At 68.8% G+C, this 20,334-nt stretch carries 17 protein-coding genes and 1 other RNA gene; 9 read left to right on the top strand and 9 right to left on the bottom strand.

The genetic code is table 11. The features are described 5' to 3' along the window. Position 1: 1 nt before the first annotated feature. The 3 genes from LX13_RS14430 to LX13_RS14420 all read left to right on the top strand — a co-directional run bounded on the left by LX13_RS14430 (position 2) and on the right by LX13_RS14420 (position 3,101). Positions 2–1,129 carry a Nif3-like dinuclear metal center hexameric protein gene (locus tag LX13_RS14430; protein WP_253662026.1) on the top strand — a complete coding sequence of 376 codons (1,128 nt, stop codon included), beginning with the start codon at positions 2–4 and terminating at the stop codon, positions 1,127–1,129. Positions 1,130–1,240: 111 nt separating this feature from the next. Further along, positions 1,241–1,978, top strand: a complete 738-nt coding sequence (locus LX13_RS14425) for a zinc ribbon domain-containing protein (RefSeq protein ID WP_253662025.1) — start codon at positions 1,241–1,243, stop codon at positions 1,976–1,978. A gap of 19 nt (positions 1,979–1,997) precedes the next feature. After that, positions 1,998–3,101 (top strand): bifunctional RNase H/acid phosphatase, encoded by a 1,104-nt coding sequence (locus LX13_RS14420; protein WP_253662759.1) that lies wholly within the window; start codon positions 1,998–2,000, stop codon positions 3,099–3,101. 6 nt (positions 3,102–3,107) lie between these two features. On the opposite strand, the gene LX13_RS14415 is transcribed toward LX13_RS14420, so the two are convergent. The 3 genes from LX13_RS14415 to LX13_RS14405 are packed head-to-tail and all read right to left on the bottom strand — an operon-like array spanning position 3,108 to position 5,918. Further along, positions 3,108–4,319 carry an SLC13 family permease gene (locus tag LX13_RS14415; protein WP_253662758.1) on the bottom strand — a complete coding sequence of 404 codons (1,212 nt, stop codon included), beginning with the start codon at positions 4,317–4,319 and terminating at the stop codon, positions 3,108–3,110. Positions 4,320–4,333: 14 nt separating this feature from the next. After that, complete coding sequence (locus LX13_RS14410) at positions 4,334–4,861, bottom strand: DUF1697 domain-containing protein (RefSeq protein WP_253662024.1); 528 nt, start codon at positions 4,859–4,861, stop codon at positions 4,334–4,336. A gap of 31 nt (positions 4,862–4,892) precedes the next feature. Further along, positions 4,893–5,918: an alpha/beta hydrolase gene (locus tag LX13_RS14405; protein ID WP_253662023.1), complete on the bottom strand. Its 1,026-nt coding sequence runs from the start codon at positions 5,916–5,918 to the stop codon at positions 4,893–4,895. Positions 5,919–6,026: 108 nt separating this feature from the next. Between LX13_RS14405 and rnpB the strand changes: the two genes are divergently transcribed. After that, positions 6,027–6,446: RNase P RNA component class A (gene rnpB, locus LX13_RS14400), an RNA gene on the top strand. 31 nt (positions 6,447–6,477) lie between these two features. Here the strand turns inward: rnpB and LX13_RS14395 are convergent. The 3 genes from LX13_RS14395 to panB all read right to left on the bottom strand — a co-directional run bounded on the left by LX13_RS14395 (position 6,478) and on the right by panB (position 9,901). Then, complete coding sequence (locus tag LX13_RS14395) at positions 6,478–7,983, bottom strand: CYTH and CHAD domain-containing protein (RefSeq protein WP_253662022.1); 1,506 nt, start codon at positions 7,981–7,983, stop codon at positions 6,478–6,480. Next, positions 7,980–8,963, bottom strand: coding sequence for a prolyl aminopeptidase (gene pip, locus LX13_RS14390; protein ID WP_253662021.1), 984 nt, complete (start codon positions 8,961–8,963; stop codon positions 7,980–7,982). Before pip ends, LX13_RS14395 begins: the two co-directional genes overlap by 4 nt. A 77-nt stretch (positions 8,964–9,040) precedes the next feature. Beyond that, positions 9,041–9,901, bottom strand: coding sequence for a 3-methyl-2-oxobutanoate hydroxymethyltransferase (panB, locus tag LX13_RS14385; protein WP_253662020.1), 861 nt, complete (start codon positions 9,899–9,901; stop codon positions 9,041–9,043). 170 nt (positions 9,902–10,071) lie between these two features. Here panB and LX13_RS14380 point away from each other — a divergent pair, with 170 nt between their 5' ends. From LX13_RS14380 to LX13_RS14365, 4 genes are all read left to right on the top strand, one after another. Next, complete coding sequence (locus tag LX13_RS14380; protein WP_372499943.1) at positions 10,072–11,676, top strand: alpha/beta hydrolase; 1,605 nt, start codon at positions 10,072–10,074, stop codon at positions 11,674–11,676. A gap of 83 nt (positions 11,677–11,759) precedes the next feature. After that, positions 11,760–13,100, top strand: coding sequence for a type I glutamate--ammonia ligase (gene glnA / locus LX13_RS14375; protein ID WP_253662018.1), 1,341 nt, complete (start codon positions 11,760–11,762; stop codon positions 13,098–13,100). A gap of 80 nt (positions 13,101–13,180) precedes the next feature. Next, complete coding sequence (locus LX13_RS14370; RefSeq protein ID WP_253662017.1) at positions 13,181–16,186, top strand: bifunctional [glutamine synthetase] adenylyltransferase/[glutamine synthetase]-adenylyl-L-tyrosine phosphorylase; 3,006 nt, start codon at positions 13,181–13,183, stop codon at positions 16,184–16,186. Further along, positions 16,183–17,193, top strand: a complete 1,011-nt coding sequence (locus tag LX13_RS14365; protein ID WP_253662016.1) for an endonuclease/exonuclease/phosphatase family protein — start codon at positions 16,183–16,185, stop codon at positions 17,191–17,193. The genes LX13_RS14370 and LX13_RS14365 overlap by 4 nt, the downstream gene beginning before the upstream one ends. Before the next feature lies 1 nt (position 17,194). Here LX13_RS14365 and LX13_RS14360 read toward each other — a convergent pair whose 3' ends face one another. Beyond that, positions 17,195–17,362: a hypothetical protein gene (locus tag LX13_RS14360; RefSeq protein ID WP_253662015.1), complete on the bottom strand. Its 168-nt coding sequence runs from the start codon at positions 17,360–17,362 to the stop codon at positions 17,195–17,197. A 168-nt stretch (positions 17,363–17,530) separates the two neighbouring features. Next, positions 17,531–18,964 carry a type I glutamate--ammonia ligase gene (glnA, locus tag LX13_RS14355; RefSeq protein ID WP_188490086.1) on the bottom strand — a complete coding sequence of 478 codons (1,434 nt, stop codon included), beginning with the start codon at positions 18,962–18,964 and terminating at the stop codon, positions 17,531–17,533. 123 nt (positions 18,965–19,087) lie between these two features. On the opposite strand from glnA (LX13_RS14355), the gene LX13_RS14350 reads away from it, so the two are divergent. Further along, positions 19,088–19,549, top strand: a complete 462-nt coding sequence (locus tag LX13_RS14350; RefSeq protein WP_188490087.1) for an RDD family protein — start codon at positions 19,088–19,090, stop codon at positions 19,547–19,549. Positions 19,550–19,564: 15 nt separating this feature from the next. Here LX13_RS14350 and LX13_RS14345 read toward each other — a convergent pair whose 3' ends face one another. Further along, a complete protein-coding gene (locus tag LX13_RS14345) occupies positions 19,565–20,299 on the bottom strand; it encodes a DUF4191 domain-containing protein (RefSeq protein ID WP_253662014.1) in 735 nt (244 codons plus the stop codon). Positions 20,300–20,334: the final 35 nt, after the last annotated feature.

Here is a 20,334-nt window from a genome sequence, read left to right as displayed (position 1 = left end):
CATGGCCGTGTTGGCCGAACTGATCGAACTGCTGGAGACGCGGTACCCGCCGCATCTGGCCGAGTCATGGGACAGCGTGGGGCTGGTGTGCGGTGACCCCGCCGACGCGGTCACCGCGGTCCTCACCTGCGTGGACGTGACCGACGCGGTCGTCGACGCCGCGGTCGGAGGCGGATTCGAACTGGTCGTGGCACACCACCCCCTGCTGTTGCGAGGCGTGGACACGGTCGGGGCGCACACCCCCAAGGGGCGCCTCGTGCATCGACTCATCCGGTCGGGATGCGCGCTCTACACCGCGCACACCAACGCCGACATCGCGCGCCCCGGGGTCTCCGACGCCCTCGGCGACGCGCTCGGGCTCGTCGACATGCTTCCGCTGCAACCGACCACGACGCCGGCGATGGACAAATGGGCGGTGTTCGTCCCGCAGACCGACACCGATCGTGTCGCCGAGGCGATGTTCGCCGCCGGCGCGGGCGAGATCGGCGACTACAGCGAGTGCCGGTGGTCGGTCACCGGGACCGGCCGATTCCGTCCCGGCGAGGGGGCCCATCCGACGATCGGAACGGTCGGGCAGGTCGAGTCCGTCGTGGAGGACCGGGTGGAGATGGTCGCCGACCGCGGGCGCCGAGAGGCGGTCCTGGCCGCGTTGCGCGACGCGCATCCCTACGAGGAACCCGCCTTCGATCTGCTCGAGACGGTTCCGGTCGCCACCGACACCGGTCTCGGTCGTATCGGGCGGCTGCCCGATCCGATGTCGCTGCGCGACTTCACCGACCACGTGGCGAGGTCGTTGACCGTCGCGCCGTGGGGGGTGCGCGCGGCCGGCGATCCCGAGTCCACCGTCACCACTGTCGCGGTCTGCGGCGGCGCCGGCGACTCGCTCATCGACACCGCAGCCGCTTCCGGGGCCGACGTCTTCGTCACCGCCGACCTGCGACACCACCCCGTCGACGAGCATCTCCGTGAGCACGAACTCGCGGTGATCGACGCCGGGCACTGGGCGACGGAGTTCCCGTGGTGCGCGCAGGTGTCCTCGGTGCTCGCCGCACACGACCCGTCGCTGGTCGTGCACGAGTACGGCGACACCACCGATCGCTTCACGATGCACGCCGGACCCCAGGCGTGAGCTGGGGATCGGCCCCACAGCGGTAGGCTCGCGACACCGAACGCCCCCGAACACCCCAGACCAAACATCACAGACCGAACATCACGGACGACGAAGGGACACCGCTGCGTTATGAAGGCAGATCCGGCCGATCAGAGGTTGCTGCTGGAACTGGCCGACTGCGACGGTGAGGTGTTGCGGCTGACCCATCGCCGCGGCCATGCCCCCGAGGTGGCCGCGCTGGCCGAACTCGACGTGGCGATGCGCGGGTACCGCGACGAGACGGTCAGTGCCCAGATCGCCGCCGAGGACCTCGACCGCGAGGTACGGCGACTCGAGAACGAGATCGCGGTGCTCAACACACGCGAGACCAAGGACTCCCAGCTGCTCAACGGCGGCACGATGGCGGGCAAGGCCCTCGTCGAACTCGAACACGAGATCGCAGGCATCGGCCGCCGACGCGGAGTGCTCGAGGACGAACTGCTCGAGGTGATGGAGCGCCAGGAGGCGACCGCATCGCAGGAGCTCCGGTCCCAGGCGTTGGTGTCGCACACCGAGACCCAGATCGCCGAGGCCACCGCGAAGGTGGACGAGGTACGCGCCGATGTCGACGCATCAGCGGAGGTCGCGGTGGCCAAGCGTGAGAAGATCCGCGCCGAGGTCGATCCGGCCCTGCTCGCCGTCTACGACAAGCAGGTGACCCTGGGCAAGACCGGCGCCGGGCTGCTGCGCCAGGCCCGATGCGGTGCGTGCCGGATGGAGATCGACCGCGGCACCCTGAGCCGGATCGGCAAGGTCGCCCCCGACGAGGTCGTGCGGTGCGACGAATGCGGCGCGGTGCTGATCCGTACCCACGAGTCCGGCCTGTAGGCCGGTGTCCGTCGACGCGATGGCGGTCATCGTCGAGGCCGACGGCGGCTCACGGGGCAACCCGGGTGTCGCCGGATACGGCGCGGTGGTCTTCGACCACACCGGAGAGCTCGTACTCGCCGAACGCAAGGAGTACATCGGCACCGCCACCAACAACGTGGCCGAGTACCGCGGTCTGATCGCCGGACTCGGCGCGGCCGCCGAACTCGGCGCCGAGCGCGTGACGGTCCGGATGGACTCGAAGCTCGTCGTCGAGCAGATGTCGGGCCGGTGGAAGGTGAAACACCCCGACATGATCCCGTTGGCCCGCCAGGCGCAGGAGCTCGCGGGCCGGTTCACCGACATCGAGTTCAGCTGGATCCCGCGAGCACAGAACTCCCACGCCGACCGGCTGGCCAACGAGGCCATGGACGCCCTCGGCGACACCGACACATCGACATCGACGACCCAGCCGTCGGCGGCTCCCGCGGCGGCCGTGACCGCCGGCCCCGGGTGGACCGCGACCGTCGGTGCGCCGACGAAGCTCATCCTGTTGCGACACGGGCAGACCGCGCTGTCGGTCGACCGCCGCTACAGCGGTCGCGGCAATCCGGAACTGACCGAACTCGGCCGCGATCAGGCTCGACGCGCCGCGGACCGGCTCGCCACGCTCGGTGGGATCGACGCCATCGTCGCCTCCCCGCTGGGCCGGGCGCAGGAGACGGCGGACGCGGTGGCCGGCCGCCTCGGGCTGCCGGTGCACACCCACGAGGGGCTGACCGAGACCGACTTCGGCGAGTGGGAGGGGCTCACGTTCCGTGAGGCCATCGAACGGGACGCGGACCTGCACAAGCGGTGGATGGGTGACATCAGCGTGGCTCCACCGGGCGGGGAGAGCTTCGCCGACGTGACCACCCGGGTGCGGGCGGCGACCGGAGATGTGGTGTCGCAGTACGGACCCGGCACTGTCCTGGTCGTCACCCACGTGACCCCGATCAAGACGATCCTGCGGCTCGCGCTCGACGCCGGACCGTCCCTGCTGTTCCGGCTCCACCTCGACCTCGCGTCGCTGTCGATCGCCGAGATCTACCCCGACGGCGGCGCTTCGGTGACGCTCGTCAACGACACCAACCACCTTCTCTGAGGTCGTTCAGGTCACCAGCCAGAGCGCGGTGACCGAGGCCGCGATCGCGGGCGGGACCGTCAAAAGGCCCAACGCCGAGAACCGGGCCACCGAGGCCTCCGCGTCGTGCGAGCGACTCACGTTGCGCCAGAGCAGGTTCGCCAACGACCCCACATAGGTGAGGTTGGACCCGATGTTGACGCCCAGCAGCATCGCCAGGATCAGCGGGGGATCGGCCTGCGTGCCGAGCGCCGCGAGCAGCAACAGCGTGGCCGGGATGTTGTTGATTAGGTTCGCCGCGATCGCGCCGATGGCCGCGATGGTGAGCAGAGAGACGAGCCCGGAACCCGTGGGCACGATCTCTGCGACCCACCGACCGATGCCGCCGTCGGCGATGGCCGCCACCAGGACGCCCAGCGCCAGGACGAACAACAGGAACAGCGGGGTCGTCGCCGAGGCCACCGCCCGCAGCGACGTGCGGTGCGCGCGCAGGGCCGTCACGGACAACACGACGGCGCCGGCCACGGCGAACCACACGGGCTCGACACCGACCGTCGACGACAGCGCGAACCCGACGAGGGTCGCCCCCAGTACGACCAGCGCCGGGATGGGCGCCGGTACCGGCTCCTCGGTGCTGCGTTGCGGTGCCACGCGGAGATCCGCACGGAAGAACACGCGGTAGATCACGAACTCGATGAGCACGGTCATCAGCCACGGCAGCGCCATCATCGCGGTGAACTGGATGAAGCCGAGCCCGGTGGCCGCGAACGCCAGCAGGTTCGTCAGATTGGAGACCGGCATCAGCGTCGACGCGGAGTTGGCGAGTCCGATGGTGGCGTATCCCATCGGTCGCGGTGACACCTGCAGACTGCGCGCCATCGTGATCAGGACGGGCGTGAGCAGCACGACCGTGGCGTCGAGGTTGAGCAGGGCCGTGGTGAGCGCGGCCCCACCGAAGGCGAGGGCGAAGAGTCGGGTGGGTCCGCCACCGTTGGCGCTGCCGGCCGTGCCGATCACCTGGGACAGCCACCGGAAGACACCCAGGACGCCGCATGCGTGTGAGAGCACGAGCAGCGCGGCGAGGATGATCACCGTCGACGCGAGCGCCCGCATCTCGGCGAACGCGCGGTCGAGGGTCACCGCTCCGATGACGACGGCCAGGACCGCGGCCGGGATCGCGACGGTGGCCTCGGGCAGGCCTCGGGGGCGCCACACCGCGAAAGCCAGTGCGACCGCCATCAGGACGACGGCGCTCACGCGATGATGCTGCGTACCGTGCGGAGGTTGCGATTCGTCGTCGTCGCCTTGTACCGCGCTCGGCCGAGCGCCTTGCCGAAGGGACTGGTCAACGTCATCTTCTTGACCACCTCCCAGTAGAGGACGCCGTGGCCGTCGGCGACCCGTTCGACGGCGGCATCGAGGTCGGCGGCCGCCTCGAGCAACTCGGCGCGGACGTCGTCCTCGGCGACGAAGACGACGTAGGAGTGTCGGTCGGGCTGATTGGCGGGGAACGGATACCCGTCGAGGGCCGCCCGGATCGCGTCGCGCGGATGGAGGAACACGTATGCCCGATAGTCGAATCGGGCACTCAGGGCCGCCTCGATCTCGGCTCGGAGGTCGGCGACGTCGGTGCGGTCGGAGGCGAACCGCACGTTCCCGGTCGCCAACACCGTCGACACCTCACGCAATCCGAGCGCCTCGAACTCCGCGCGGAGATCGGCCATCGCGATACGTGTCGCGCCCACATTGATGCCGCGCAGCAGCGCGACGTACTCGGTCACCGATCAACAGTATCGGTGGCCCGCGAACGGGTCAGCGATAGTCGGCCGGATCGACCGCCGGGAGCCCGAGCGCCTTCACCACGGTCGGCCACGAGCGGTGTAGATCCTGGGCCCAGTACCCCCAGGCGTGCAGACCGCTGCGGTAGTTGTAGGTGACGTCGACGTCGGCCTTGCGTGCCGCGGCGGAGAAACCCTTGGTGCACATCAGTGCCCCGGTCTCCAACACCCCGCCGATGGCCGAGGCCTGCCCGACCTTGCCCAGACGGGGATCGGCCTTGCCGTTGCCGACCGCCACATAGATCTCGGTGCCCTTGAGTGCACTGATGTTGGTGGTGGGGTCGTGCTGACGCCACGCCGCGCTGCCGGCCGCGCCCCACATGTTGTCGGGGTTGCCGAACCGGGTGAGGATGCTGGCCTGCGTGGCCTGGGCTGCAGCCGGATCGACCAGGTCGAGGCAACCACTCAGCGCCACGACTCCGCGGAACAGGCCCGGGTGACGGACGGCCAGCGACATCGCGCCGCTCGCGCCCATCGACACGCCCTCGACGGCGTTGACGCCGTTGCCCTCGAAGGTCTTGTCGATCAGCGGGGGCAACTCGGTGGCGAGGAACGTGTCCCACTTGTTGACGCCCAGAACGGGATCGGTGCGCTGCCAGTCGGTGTAGTAGCTGGCGGTGCCGCCGATGGGGAGGACGACGTTGACGTTCTTGTCGGCCATGAAATCGACGATGTCGGTCTGGGTGGTCCACGCGCTGTCGCGGTAGCCGGACTGGAAGCCCGCGTCGATCCCGTCGAGCATGTACAGCGTCGGGCGCGGCGCCTTCCGGTCACGGGGGACCAGGACGTCGACGACGACGTTCTTGCGCATGGCGGGCGAGTAGATCGTCAGCCGCGCGTGCTGCGAGGTCAGCATGACCGTCCGCAGGATCTTCGCCGGTGCCGCGGGCGCGGCCACCGATGGCTTCTCCGGTGCGGCCGACGACGTTGCGGTGACCCCCACCGACCCGCCGACCAGCACGAATGATGTGACCACAGCGGCGATGAGCTTTCGTCGCATGACAGATTTCCCCCTCCTCGGCCCGAAGCCGAAGACATTGGCGCAGCATTGCACCGCTGTACTTGCGTACGTGACGGTGACCCCCGGCAGTTATCATAAACCCGCGAACGAGCCGACCGGGCGATCGCGGTCACTCAGAACGGTCGCCGTGGTGGCGACACGCTGAGGATCGAGGAAAGTCCGGACTCCACAGAGCAGGGTGGTTGCTAACGACAACCCGGGGCGACCCGCGGGACAGTGCCACAGAGAACAGACCGCCGACACGCGCCCTCGGGCGAGGTCGGTGAGGGTGAAACGGTGCGGTAAGAGCGCACCAGCGCCGCGGGTGACCGCGGCGGCTCGGTAAACCCCACCCGGAGCAAGGTCGAAGGTCGCACCTCACGGTGCGACTGCGCAGGTGTTCGAGGGCTGCTCGCCCGAGCCTGCGGGTGGACCGCTCGAGGCACCCGGCGACGGTGTGCCCAGATGGATGATCGCCCCCGATCCTCGTGGTCGGGACAGGATCCGGCTTACAGGTCGACTCGTTCGCACCCGCTCCACGCGTGTCCCGCCGGCGGGATCAGAGGTCGCCTGCGACGTCGGAGTACCGCTTGAGTGCTCGGTCGTGTTCGACCTGTTCGCGCGCGTCGAGGCGACCCAACACGAAGGCGTCCGCCGGGTCGACGCCGATCGATCCGGCCGCCGCGGCGAGAACCTCCCGACTGATCGAGGCGTCGTTGGCGTCGCCGAGGGCGGCCTGGATGCGCTTGGCCGTCCGCGCCTCGTCGGAGTGCCGCGACCCCCGCAGGGTCGCACCGGCCTCGGCGACGTACCGCAGACGCTTGGCCTTCTTGCGGACCGCGTGCAGCTGCTCGGTCCACTCCGGGGTCCCCTCGTCGTGACGGGTGAGCTTCTTCTGTGCCTTGAGCACCGACTTGCGCGACGCCTTCACCGCGTCACGAAGGGCCGCTCGCGCGGGCACCTGGGCGTTCTCGCCGGGCGTCGGATCGACCAGCAGGGCGTCGATGGCGTCGAGCAACGTGAAGTAGCGGTCGGAGTTCATGGCCGCCACCGCCGTCTTCCATCCCCGGTGATAGCGCTGATTCTGTGCCTCGACGAGTGCGGACTCCAGTGCGGCCGAGGGTGTCTCGTCCTCGAGTAGGTCGCGGTAGCGCTCCGCCTGCACCTCGGCGTCACGTGCGACGCCGAGGATCGCGGCGAGTTCTTTGAACTCGTCGCCGAGCCGTTCCGGCTCGGGACCGTCGAGCACGCCGGGAAACGCCTTGAGGACGCTGCGCAGGCGGCGGGTCGCGACCCGCATCTGGTGGACGGCGTCGTCGGCGTCTGCGCGGACCGCCGGATCCCAGGCGACGAGTTGGTCGCGGTGGCGGGCCAGTTCGGTGACCACCAGTTCCAGCGCGGTCGGTCTGTTCGGCAGCGAACGGTTGTCGCGGTGACCGGGTGTGGACCCGATCGCCCGCGCCAGTTTCGACGCGCTCGAGGCGGTCCTCGCCCCGGCCGCGCGGAGCAGCGTCTCGGCGCTCTCCAGCAGTTCGCCGGCGTCGTCGTCGAAGTCGGCCACGAGCTCGAACTCCCATTCCGACCACACCTGGCCGGTGCCGCCGGGCAGCAGCGACCGGGCGGTGACCAGGTCGGCGCACAGCACGGCGAGCAGCGTGCCGTCGGAGTCGCGGGCCTCGGTGATCTGGCGGCGGGTGTTGATCGCGGCGACCGGTGCGACGGTGCGACTGCGCAGGTGCACACGGACGGGTTCGATGAGTTCTGCGGGTACCGCGTGCGCGTCGCCGCCGGAGGCCTCGAGTGGGACCTGCCGCTCGGTGCGTCCTCGTTCGGTGCCCGGGCGCTTGAGGTGCCATCCCTCGTCGTGGCCGCCCGTGCGGCGTCGCAACGTCACCGCGTGGTCGGCGAGGTCGAGGTTCTCGGTGTCGAAGTAGGTCGCGTCGAGGTGTTCCACGATCGGCCCGGTGGTCGTCGCGACCCCGGGCAGGGTGGTCAGATCCGGGATCGGTTGTCCCGCATCGACGTCGAACTTGAGCTCGATCTCGACCTGTTCGTGGACGGTCATCGCTGTGCGTTCGCTCCTGTCGGTTCGGCTGCACCGAAGCGGTCGGTCGCCTCGATGAGATGGTGTTTGATGCCGGTCTCGAACGACGCGTGCCCGGCGTCGTCGACGATGTGCAGATCGGCGGCGGGCCAGGCCCGGTGCAGATCCCACGCGCTGCGCATGGGGCACACCACGTCGTAGCGGCCCTGCACGATCACGCCCGGGATGTCGGCGATGCGGTCGGCGTCGCGGAGCAACTGACCGTCGTCGAGGAAACCGTGATGGGTGAAGTAGTGGTTCTCGATCGAGGCGAACGCCAGGTCGAAGCGGGTGTCGACGTCGTTGTCGGACCCGGGGCGGGGGAGGAGGTAGCTCGTCGACTGTTCCCAGTCCGTCCACGCCGTCGCAGCGGCCTGCGCGACCGCGTGATCCGGCGAGTTCAGCAACCGGTGGTAGGCCGCCACCAGATCGCCGGTGCGTTCGTCGGCGGGGATCGGCGCCAGGTACTTCTCCCATTTGTCCGGGAAGATGTGCGCGGCGCCGCCGTTGTAGTACCAGTCGATCTCGCTGCGTCGCAGCAGGAAGATGCCGCGCAGCACGAGTTCGGTGACGCGGTCGGGATGGGTCTGCGCGTAGGCCAGTCCCAGCGTCGAACCCCACGATCCGCCGAACACCTGCCACCGCTCGATGCCGAGAGTCGTTCGCAGCAACTCCATGTCGGCGATGAGGTGGTCGGTGGTGTTGGAGGTCAGCTCCGCGCCGTCGGCGATGTGCGGCGTCGACTTCCCGCACCCGCGCTGATCGAACAGGACGATCCGATAGACCGACGGGTCGAAGAACCGCCGCTGCTCCGGTGACGTGCCGCCGCCGGGACCGCCGTGGACGAACACCACGGGTTTGCCGTCGGGTCGTCCGCTGGACTCGTGGTAGATCCGTTGTCCATCACCGACGTCGAGCATGCCGTGGGAGAACGGCTCGATTTCCGGGTACAAATCGCGCATGGGTCCACTATGCCCAATTGCACCCGGTCGGCGCCGTCACATCGAGGCGGGCGGACGCGTGTCCGCCCGCGGATGGCTCAGTAGCTGTGCTCGGGACCGGGGAACGTGCCGCGCCGGACCTCGTCGGCGTACTGCTGGGCGGCGCGACGGAGATCGCCCCCGACGTCGGCGTAGCGCTTGACGAACTTTGCCGTCTTGCCGTGGGTGAATCCGGCCATGTCCTGCCACACGAGGACCTGGGCGTCGGTCTCGTTGCCTGCGCCGATACCGACGGTGGGGATGGTCAGCTTGCGGCTGATCTGCCCGGCCAGGTCGGCGGGCACCATCTCCATCACGACGGCGAAGGCGCCGGCCTCGGCGACCGCGATCGCGTCGGCGATCAGCTGATCAGCCGCGTCACCACGACCCTGGATACGGAATCCACCGAGGCCGTTGACGCTCTGCGGGGTGAAGCCGATGTGGGCCATGACAGGGATGCCGGCGGCGGTCAGTGCGGCGATCTGGTCCGCCACGCGCTCACCGCCCTCGAGCTTCACGGCGTGTGCGCCGCCCTCCTTGAAGAACCGGATGGACGACTCGAGGGCCTGCTGGGCACCGGCCTCATAACTGCCGAACGGCAGGTCGGCGACGACCAGCGCGTGCGGTGCGCCGCGGACGACGCCCCGGACCAGCGGGATCAGCTCGTCGACGCTCACCGGAATGGTGGTGTCGTAGCCGTAGACGACGTTGGCCGCGGAGTCGCCGACCAGCAGGACGGGGATCTCCGCGTCGTCGAAGATGCGGGCGCTGGAGTAGTCGTACGCGGTGAGCATCGACCACTTCTCGCCCTCGGCCTTCATCTGCGCCAGGTGATGGACGCGGGTGGTGCGGCGTGGCTTGGCGGGGGAGTCGGTATCGGCGGGGGTGGACACGGCGCCGTACACAGAATTCTCGGACATCATTGTCTCTTTCGTGCCTCGAGTCTCGCTCGGCGAGTACCCGGGTGGATGGTGACCCGACCAGTGTGCACCCGTCGACGCCGTCTCCCACCTGCGACAGGCTGTGCAATGAGTCACATCGTGGACTCGTGGCACCATGGGCCGATGTCTCGATGCCGCCTGATGCGCCGATGATCCGACCGACGCCGCGGCGGTTCCTCCGGGTGATCGTGCCCGCCCTGGTCCTCGCTCTGGGCGCGTCCGCCTGCACCAGCGGCACCTCGGGTCTCGGGTCGGTCGCCGAACGGCCGTCGTCGGTGCCCGGTCCGTCGGCCGCTCCGGGGTCGTCGATCGACCCGGCGGACGGCACGCTGGCGCGCTTCTACGGGCAGCAGATCGCCTGGGGCTCGTGCGGTGAGTTCCTGCCCGACGGGCAGTACCCCGAACAGCGCAGCCGATGCGGTCGGCTCACCGTGCCGGTCGACTACGCGAAACCCGACGGCGCCACGGCCTCGATCGCGATGTTCCGGCTCGGCGCGAGTGGTGACCGCAGGGGTGTCCTACTCACCGACCCGGGCGGGCCGGGCGGGTCCGGTGTCGACTTCATGGGCAGCGCCGCAGGACAATTCGCCGACCTCGAGATCGGCAAACGGTTCGACATCATCGGCTTCGACCCGCGCGGCGTCGGACGATCGACCCCGGCGATCCGGTGTCGCTCGGACGCCGAGCGGGACCGCGTGCGTGCGACGGACTGGGTCGACACGTCGCCGGCGGGGATCGACGCGGTCCAGAAGCGCAACGCCTCGGTGGGTGCGGAGTGCGCACAGAAGCTGGGCAAGGACTTCCTCGCGCACGTGGGCACCGCCGACGTCGTCCGGGACATGGACGTGATGCGCGGTGCACTGCGTGCCGATCAGCTCAACTACCTCGGGTACTCCTACGGCACGCGGATCGGTGCCGCCTACGCCGAGCAGTTCCCCACGCGGGTCCGCGCGATGATCAACGACGGCGCCGTCGACCCCGCGGCCGATCCGATCGCCGACGTCGTCGCGCAGAACGCCGGTTTCCAACGGGCTTTCGAACGGTTCGCCGTCGACTGCGCGTCGATGCCGCAATGTGCCCTCGGTACCGATCCCACGAAGGTGACCGCGCGCTACCAGCAGCTGGTCCGTTCCCTCATCGGCAGACCGGCGAGAACGACCGATCCGCGTGGCCTGACCTACGCCGACGCGATCACCGGCACCGGGCAGGCGCTCTACACGCGGACGCTGTGGCGGTATCTGCGAGACGGGCTCGCCCAGCTCTCGACCGGGCGCGGTGACACCCTGCTGCGCCTGGCCGACCTCTACGAGGGCCGCGATCGGTCCGGTCGGTACGACAACAGCGCCGACGCGTTCACCGCCATCCGCTGCGTCGACGGGCCGGCCATCACCGACCGCGCCGCGTTGGACAAGCTCGACGTGACGTTGCGTGCATCGGCCCCCTTCCGCGACGACGGACGGGGATCGGGTCGCGGTGCGGCCGACGAGTGCGCCTACTGGCCGGTACCGCCGACCTCCACCCCGCATCGGATCGATGCGAAGGGACTGCCCACGACGGTCGTGTTGTCGACGACCGACGACCCCGCCACCCCGTATGAGGCGGGGGTGTCGCTGGCCGACCAGTTGCGGGCGCGACTCATGACGTTCAAGGGCACCCAGCACACCGCGTCGTTCGAGGGCGTGGAATGTCTCGACGCCCCGCTCACCCGCTACCTCGTTGATCTCACCTTGCCCGCCGTCGGTACCACATGCTGAGACCAGCCCCGCAAACGTGCTGGAAATTCCACCTGAAGTGCGTCCGTAACACGGATTTAACAGCGCACTTCTAGCCTTCGAGCATGGATCGTCAAAAGGAATTCGTGCTTCGGACGCTCGAAGAACGAGACATTCGATTCGTACGACTCTGGTTCACCGACGTGCTGGGTTACCTCAAGTCGGTGGCCATCGCCCCGGCCGAACTCGAGGGCGCCTTCGTCGAGGGGATCGGCTTCGACGGTTCGTCCATCGAGGGTTTCTCGCGGGTGTCGGAGGCCGACACCATCGCCAAGCCCGATCCGTCGACCTTCCAGGTCCTGCCGTGGACGACGAGCAACGGCAAGCACCACTCGGCCCGCATGTTCTGCGACATCGCCATGCCCGACGGGACGCCCTCGTGGGCGGACTCGCGGCACGTGCTCCGCAGGCAGCTGAACAAGGCCGCCGACCAGGGTTTCACCTGCTACGTCCACCCGGAGATCGAGTTCTTCCTCCTCAAGGACGCGCCCACCGACGGCACCCCACCGACCCCCTCGGACACCGGTGGCTACTTCGACCAGGTGGTCCACGGCAGCGCACCGAACTTCCGTCGCCACGCGATCGACGCGCTCGAGTCGATGGGCATCTCGGTCGAGTTCTCCCACCACGAGGGCGCGCCCGGCCAGCAGGAGATCGACCTGCGCTACGCCGATGCGCTCTCGATGGCCGACAACGTCATGACCTTCCGCTACCTCGTCAAAGAGGTGGCCATGGCCGAGGGCGTGTGGGCGACGTTCATGCCCAAGCCGTTCAGTGAGCACCCCGGTTCGGCCATGCACACCCACATGAGCCTGTTCGAGGGCGACACCAACGCATTCCACAACCCCGACGACCCGATGCAGCTCTCCGAGACCGGCAAGAAGTTCATCGCCGGCATCCTGCACCACGCGTCGGAGATCAGCGCCGTCACCAACCAGTGGGTCAACAGCTACAAGCGGCTGATCCACGGCGGCGAGGCGCCCACCGCGGCCAGCTGGGGCGGCGCCAACCGGTCGGCGTTGATCCGACTGCCGCTCTACACCCCGAACAAGGCGTCGTCGCGGCGCATCGAGGTCCGCAGTCCCGACTCGGCCTGCAACCCCTACCTGACGTTCGCGGTTCTGTTGGCCGCCGGACTCAAGGGTGTCGCCGAGGGCTACGAACTGCCCGACGAGGCCGAGGACGACGTGTGGTCGTTGACGTCGGCCGAACGCCGGACCATGGGCTACAAGGAACTGCCGGGCAGCCTCGCCGACGCACTCAAGGCGATGGAGTCCTCCGAACTGCTCGCCGAGACACTGGGCGAACACGTCTTCGACTACTTCCTGCGCAACAAGTGGTCGGAGTGGAACGAGTACCGCAGTCTGGTCACGCCGTTCGAGCTCAACCGGTACCTGGCGCTGTAGGACGCCCCTCGGCCCGCTGACCCGGCGTGTTCGAGGAGTCTGCGCACCGACGCCGGACCGCGACGGCTACCGTCGTGGGCGTGAGACCTCTTGCCACGCGCACCACGGTGCCCGCGCCGGGGCGTCTCGGGCTGATCGACGACACGGCCGGCTCCGATCTCGCCACCCTCGGTTGGAACACACCGGAATCCATTCCGCTGCTGTGGTCGCTGTCGCGTGCGCCCGACCCCGACCTCGCGCTGCGGACACTGATGCGTCTGCGCGCATCGGTGGGCGAGGACTGGACCGAGGTCGACGTCCTCATCCGTACCCGTCCGTGTTTCCGCGGTCGGCTGTTCGGCGTGCTCGGCTCCTCGGAGGCCCTCGGCGATCACCTGGTGGCCGAACCGGCGACCTGGCGATTGCTCGACTGCGACGACCTGCCCACCACCGACGAGATGTTGCACCAGCTGCTCGACGCCGTCGGCGCGGTGGCCGAATCCGGTGCGGACCCCGGGCCCGTCTACCGGGCCTCGACCACCGGTCCGCCCGCGGTCGTCGCGCTGCGGTCGGCCTACCGCAACATCCTGCTGCAACTCGCGGCACGTGATCTCGCGCCCGCGGTCGAGGACGAGCCGGTCCTGTGGTTCCCGCAGGTCGGTCAGTTCCTCGCCGATCTCGCCGACTGTGCCCTCACCGCCGCGCTGTCGGTCGCGGTCACCGAGGTGCTCGGCGACAAGCCGTTCGACGGCCGCCTCGCCGTCATCGCGATGGGCAAGGGTGGTGCCCGCGAACTGAACTACGTCAGCGACGTCGACGTCATCTTCGTCGCCGAACCCGCCGACGCGACCTCCGCGCGGATCGCCGGGGAGATGATGCGGATCGGTTCGCTGGCCTTCTTCGAGGTCGACGCGGCGCTGCGCCCCGAGGGCAAGGCAGGCGCGCTCACCCGGACCCTCGCGTCGCACGTGGCCTACTACCAGCGGTGGGCCAAGACCTGGGAGTTCCAGGCGTTGCTCAAGGCCCGGCCGATGACCGGGGACATGGCGCTCGGCCGCGACTACCTCGCCGCCGTCTCGCCGATGGTGTGGGAGGCCAGCGAACGCGAGGACTTCGTCCACGAGGTCCAGGCCATGCGGCGACGGGTCGAGAGCACCGTCCCCGCCGGTCTGCGCGAACGTGAACTCAAACTCGGCAGCGGCAGTCTGCGCGACGTCGAGTTCGCGGTGCAGCTGCTGCAGCTCGTCCACGGTCGCGTCGACGAGTCGTTGCGCGTGTTGTCCACCGTCGAGGCGCTGACGGCGCTCACCGCGGGCGGCTACGTCGGCCGCGACGACGGCGCCAACCTCACCGCGTCGTATGAGTTCCTCCGACTGCTCGAACACCGCCTGCAACTGCAGAAGCTCAAGCGCACCCACCTGCTGCCCGAGTTCGACGACGTCGAGTCGATGCGGTGGCTCGCCCGTGCCGCGCACATCCGACCCGACGGACAGCTCGACGCCGCCACCACGCTGCGCGAGGAGATCCGTCGGCAGGCCCACCGCGTCCGTCGGCTGCACGAGAAGCTGTTCTACCGACCGTTGCTCGAGGCGGTCGCCCGGTTCGACAAGGACGAGTTGCGCCTGTCCGACGACGCCGCGGTCCGACGGCTCTCCGCGCTCGGTTACGCCAAACCCGAACACGCGCTGAGTCACCTGCGAGCACTGCTGACGTCGAAGGGGCGGCGCGGGCAGATCCAGGAACTGCTGCTGCCGACGTTGCTCGAATGGATCAGCCGCACACCCGATCCCGATGCCGGTCTGTTGAACTACCGGCGGCTGTGCGACGAGGTCAGCGAACACGACTGGTTCCTGCGGCTGCTGCGCGACGAGGGTGTCGTCGCCGAGCGGCTGATGAAGGTGCTCGGTGCGTCGGCCTACATCGCCGACCTGCTGATGCGCTCGCCCGACGTCATCCGCCTCTACGCCGACTCGGCGAACGGGCCGCGGCTGATCGAGGTCGACCCCGACGACGTCGCCCGCGGCCTCGTGGCGTCGGCGATCCGCGCCAAGGACCCCAAGCGCGCCATCGCCGTGGCCCGGTCGCATCGTCGAGCCGAATTGGCGCGCATCGCATCCGCCGACGTCCTCGGGATGCTCGACGTGGCGCAGGTGTGCCGAGCGCTGTCGAGTGTGTGGGCCTCGGTGCTCAACGCCGCTCTGCGCGTGGTGATCGACGCCTCGGTCGCCGAACGCGGGGAGCCCGCACCCGCGAGGATCGCGGTCATCGGGATGGGGCGCCTCGGTGGTGGCGAACTCGGCTACGGTTCCGACGCCGACGTGCTGTTCGTCTGCGATCCGCTGCCTGACGCCGACGAGGCCGTCGCGGTGCGCTGGGCCAACACCATCGCCGATCGCGTACGCAAACTGCTGGGCACGCCCAGCGCCGATCCGCCGCTCGAGGTGGACACCGGGTTGCGGCCGGAGGGTCGCAACGGGCCGGTCGTGCGCACACTGGCGGCCTACGCGGCGTACTACCGGCAGTGGGCGCAGGCGTGGGAGATCCAGGCGCTGCTGCGCGCACGCGAGTGCGCGGGTGACGACCAGCTGGGTATCGCGTTCCTGCACATGGCCGACGAGATCCGTTATCCCGCCGGGGGAGTGTCGCCGGACGCGGTGCGCGAGATCCGTCGCATCAAGGCCCGCGTCGACGCCGAACGACTTCCCCGCGGCGCCGATCCGGCGATGCACACCAAGCTCGGTCGTGGCGGTCTCGCCGACATCGAGTGGACCGTCCAGCTGATGCAACTGCGGTACGCGCACCGGCTGCAGACGTTCCACAACACCTCCACCCTGCAGACCCTCGACGCCATCGGCTCGGCCGAACTGCTCAGCGAGACCGACGTGTCGCTGCTCAAAGAGGCGTGGCTCACCGCGACGAAGGCGCGCAACGCGCTGGTCCTGGTGCGCGGCAAGGCCATCGACCAACTCCCCGGCCCTGGACAACAGTTGCGCGCGGTGGCGTTCGCCGCCGGGTGGCCCGAGGATCAGGCCAACGAGTTCCTGGAGAACTACCTGCGCGTGACACGGCGGGCGAAGTCGGTCGTGCTGAAGGTCTTCGGCGGGTGAGATCGCGGCGATCGGGTCGGCCGCGGGTGCGGACGGGGGAGCGCCTGGCGCACCGTTCCGCGTTCGTCAAGATCGTCTACTTCGTCGCGGTCGTCGTCGGGTGGGCGCTGCTCGCCGCGGCCGTCGGCGCCATCTGGCTGCACTATTTCCCCGGCCGCGGCCGGGTCTCGACGGCCGCGGCGAGCGCCGTGCCGCTGTTGATCGCCGCCGGGGTACCCGCCCTGATCATCCTGGCGCTGACCCGACGGTGGATCACCGTCGTCCTCACGGTCATCGCTCTCGGCGTCGGTGTCTGGACGCAGGCACCGCTGTTGCGCGGCGTCGCCGATCCCGGCGGGGAACGCATCACGGTGGTGCAGGCCAACATCAAACTCGGCGCCGGTGACGTCGACGCGGTCGTCGCACGGGTGCGCTCGAGCGGTGCGCACCTGCTGACCATCGAGGAGATGACACCGGCGGCGCTCGACCGGCTACGTCGGACCGACCTGCGGTCGATGCTCCCGTACGAGTTCGCGGTCCCCGGGACGGGTGGGGTCGGTACCGGGATCTTCAGTCGGTATCCATTGCGCGACACCGCGCAGCTCACCGACTTCGGGTTGAACAATCTGCGCGCCGACGTCGACCTGCCCGGGGCGCAGGGCACGACGGTGTTCGCGGTGCACCCGATCCCGCCATACCCCTACGACCCGTCCCGGTGGGTCCGCGAGATGAAACTCCTGCGCGACACCCTGCACGCGTCGACGGCGCAGAACGTGATCGTCAGCGGCGACTTCAACGCCACCTGGGACCACGCCCAGTTCCGCGCGCTGCTGAGCAACGGATTCCGTGACGCGACCGAGCAGGTCGGCGGTCGGTGGCGGTTCACCTACCCGAGCAACCACTGGTACGGGCCGCTCATCGGGATCGACCATGTGCTCGCCCGCGGGCTGACGGCGGTGTCGCTGAACACCTTCGACGTGCCCGGATCCGATCATCGGGCGCTCGAGGTGTCCCTCACCACGGGGTGAGTCAGGTCGTCGGGGCCTGCGCGCGGGCGAGGGCGGCGACGGCGTGCGCGAGAATCTCGACCGACTCGGCGAGCAGCTTGTGTCCGCGGTCCTCCTCGAGGTGGGCCTTGGCGATCGCCGCGATGCCGGCCGCCTCGTCTGCTCGCTCGGCTGCCTGCTCAAAGCTCATGGTGTGCCACCTTCGCGTTGTCGTGGGGTGCGGGTTCGGCTCCGTGGCCGTTGTCCCCGTTGTCACTTCGGACTGTATCGGCCCACACCACCCGCAGGAGGCAACCATACGAAAACACCCGCCCGGCCAGAGGCCGGGCGGGTGTCTCGACGTGCGCGAGTCGGGGACTCAGCAGTCGTAGTACAGCGAGAACTCGTACGGGTGCGGACGGATCTGCACGGGCATGATCTCGTTCTCACGCTTGAGCGAGATCCAGGTCTCGATCAGGTCCTCGGTGAACACGCCACCGGCGGTGAGGTAGTCGTGATCCTCCTCGAGCCGGTCGATGACCGCCGACAGCGAGGTGGGGGCCTGCGGGATGCCCTTGGCCTCCTCCGGCGGGAGCTCGTAGAGGTCCTTGTCGACGGGCTCGTGCGGCTCGATCTTGTTCTTGATGCCGTCGAGGCCTGCCATCATCATCGCGGCGAACGCCAGGTACGGGTTACCCGAGCTGTCCGGGCAACGGAACTCCAGGCGCTTGGCCTTGGGGTTGTTGCCGGTGATCGGGATACGCACGCAGGCGCTGCGGTTGCGCTGGCTGTAGACCAGGTTGATCGGGGCCTCGTAGCCGGGCACGAGTCGCTTGTAGGAGTTCACCGTCGGGTTGGTGAACGCCAGCAGCGACGGGGCGTGGTGCAGGATGCCGCCGATGTAGTGGCGCGCCAGATCAGACAGACCCGCGTAGCCGGCCTCGTCGTGGAACAGCGGCTTGCCGTCCTTCCACAGCGACTGGTGGGCGTGCATGCCCGACCCGTTGTCGCCGAAGAGCGGCTTGGGCATGAAGGTGACCGACTTGCCGTTCTGCCACGCGGTGTTCTTGCAGATGTACTTGAAGAGCATCACGTCATCGGCAGCGTGCAGCAGCGTGTTGAACTTGTAGTTGATCTCGGTCTGACCGCCGGTGCCGACCTCGTGGTGGCCGCGCTCGAGCTCGAAGCCCGAGTTGGTCAGGTTCGTGGAGATCTCGTCGCGCAGGTCCACGTAGTGGTCGTACGGGGCGACGGGGAAGTACCCACCCTTGGGGCGGACCTTGTAACCCAGGTTCGGGGTGCCGTCGGGATCGACGGGCGATCCGGAGTTCCACCAGCCCGAGGAGGACTCGACCTCGTAGTGGGTCGAGTTGATCTCGGAGCTGAACGACACGGAGTCGAAGATGTAGAACTCGGCCTCGGCGCCGAAGAAGCACGTGTCGGCCACGCCGGTGCTGGCGAGGTAGTCCTGCGCCTTGCGTGCGACGTTGCGCGGATCGCGGCTGTAGGCCTCACGGGTGAACGGATCGTGCACGAAGAAGCTGACGTTCATGGTCTTGGCCTTGCGGAACGGATCGATCCGCGCGGTCGCCGGGTCCGGCAGGAGCATCATGTCGGACTCGTCGATCGACTGGAAGCCGCGCACCGACGAACCGTCGAACGCCAGGCCGTCCTCGAACACGCTCTCGTCGAAGGCAGACGCCGGGATGGAGAAGTGCTGCATCACCCCGGGCAGGTCGCAGAAGCGGATGTCGACGTATTCGACTCCCTCGTTCTTGATGCCTTCGAGAAGTTCTTCTTGTGTGCTGTACACCTGTCGGTGACTCCTTTGTGATGAGAGATCGCTGCGCAGCGAGACACGATCGTGAACGGTGGTGTTGCGCACCCAATACACTAGCCGCCGCGGTCTGGCCGGATACGCACCTATAGTGGATTCATGGGTCGTACTACTGGTTCGTGGTTGTCAGGTCCGCAGGCCGGTCTCGATCCGGTCGACATCGGCGCCTATCGCGGTGAGCGCCTGGGCCTGGCCGAGTCCGGCCCCAACTCGTTGGCGTCGTCCTGGCAGCGCGTCCTGGGTCTGTTCGTCGACTGGGTGCTCTGCTACGGCGTGTCGCTGCTGTTCGTCGACTTCCTGTCGCCGACGCTGTCGACCACCGTGCTCGCCGTGTGGTTCGTGGTCGGCGTGGTGACGGTGACGCTGTTCTCGTTCACGCCCGGACAGTTCATCGTCGGGATGCGGGTCGCCCGCATCGACGGTGGGGGATCGGTCGGCATCATCCGCGCGCTGGCCCGCGCGGTGCTGATCGTCTTCATCGTCCCGCCGCTTCTCAACGACGCCGAGGGCCGTGGAATGCACGATCGCGCGACCGGGACGGCGCTCGTCCGCACCCGCTGAGTCGGACCGGGCGCGTCAGCGACGACGCATCGAGCGCTGCACGTTCTTCATCTTCGCGCCTGCGGGCATCGGACCCTTCGGCATCCCCGGGCCGGAACGGCCACCCAGGGCCGACAGCCGCGACTCCAGCGAATCCATCCGCTTGCCGTTGATGTTCTTCGGCAGCTTGTTGAGGTGGCGCTCCAGCTTCTTCAGCGGCACCTGGCCCTCGTCGTTGCCGACGATGACGTCGTAGATCGGGGTGTCGCCGACGACGCGGGCGATCTTCTTCTTCTCCTGCGCGAGCAGCGTGCGCAGACGCGACGCCGAGCCCTCGCCGACGAGGATCACGCCCGGCTTGCCGATCACGCGGTGCACGGCGTCGAGGTGGGCGTTACCGGTCACGGCCTGCTTCACGCGCCACGAACCGCGCAGGTTGTCCAACGCCCAGCCCGCGGCGCCGGCCTGGCCCTCCGCCTTCGCGAACACGCTCTTCTGCACGCGGCGACCGAAGATCACGAACGCGACCAGCAGTCCGAGCAGGATGCCCAACGGCAGCAGGAACACCAGTGCGCCGGTCAGCAGACCGGCGATCACCGCGACGGCGATGATGCCGACGAGGGAACCGATCATCAGCGGCAGCAGCAGCTTGTCGTCCTTGCGCTGCATCTTGAACGCCTGCCAGAGCTGCGTCCGGCGTTCGCGCGACGCCTTCTTCCGAGCGGCCTTCGCAGCCGCCTTCGCCTCTTTCGTCGCCTGTGCCTTCGCCATACGGTTCAGGATACTGACCGGCGAACTCGATGATC

The organism is Williamsia maris (assembly GCF_024171815.1).
In the GTDB taxonomy this organism is placed as follows: Bacteria; Actinomycetota; Actinomycetes; order Mycobacteriales; family Mycobacteriaceae; genus Williamsia_A; species Williamsia_A maris.
Note: the sequence above shows the minus strand (reverse complement) of the source record. Positions and strands in the feature narration are given on the sequence as shown.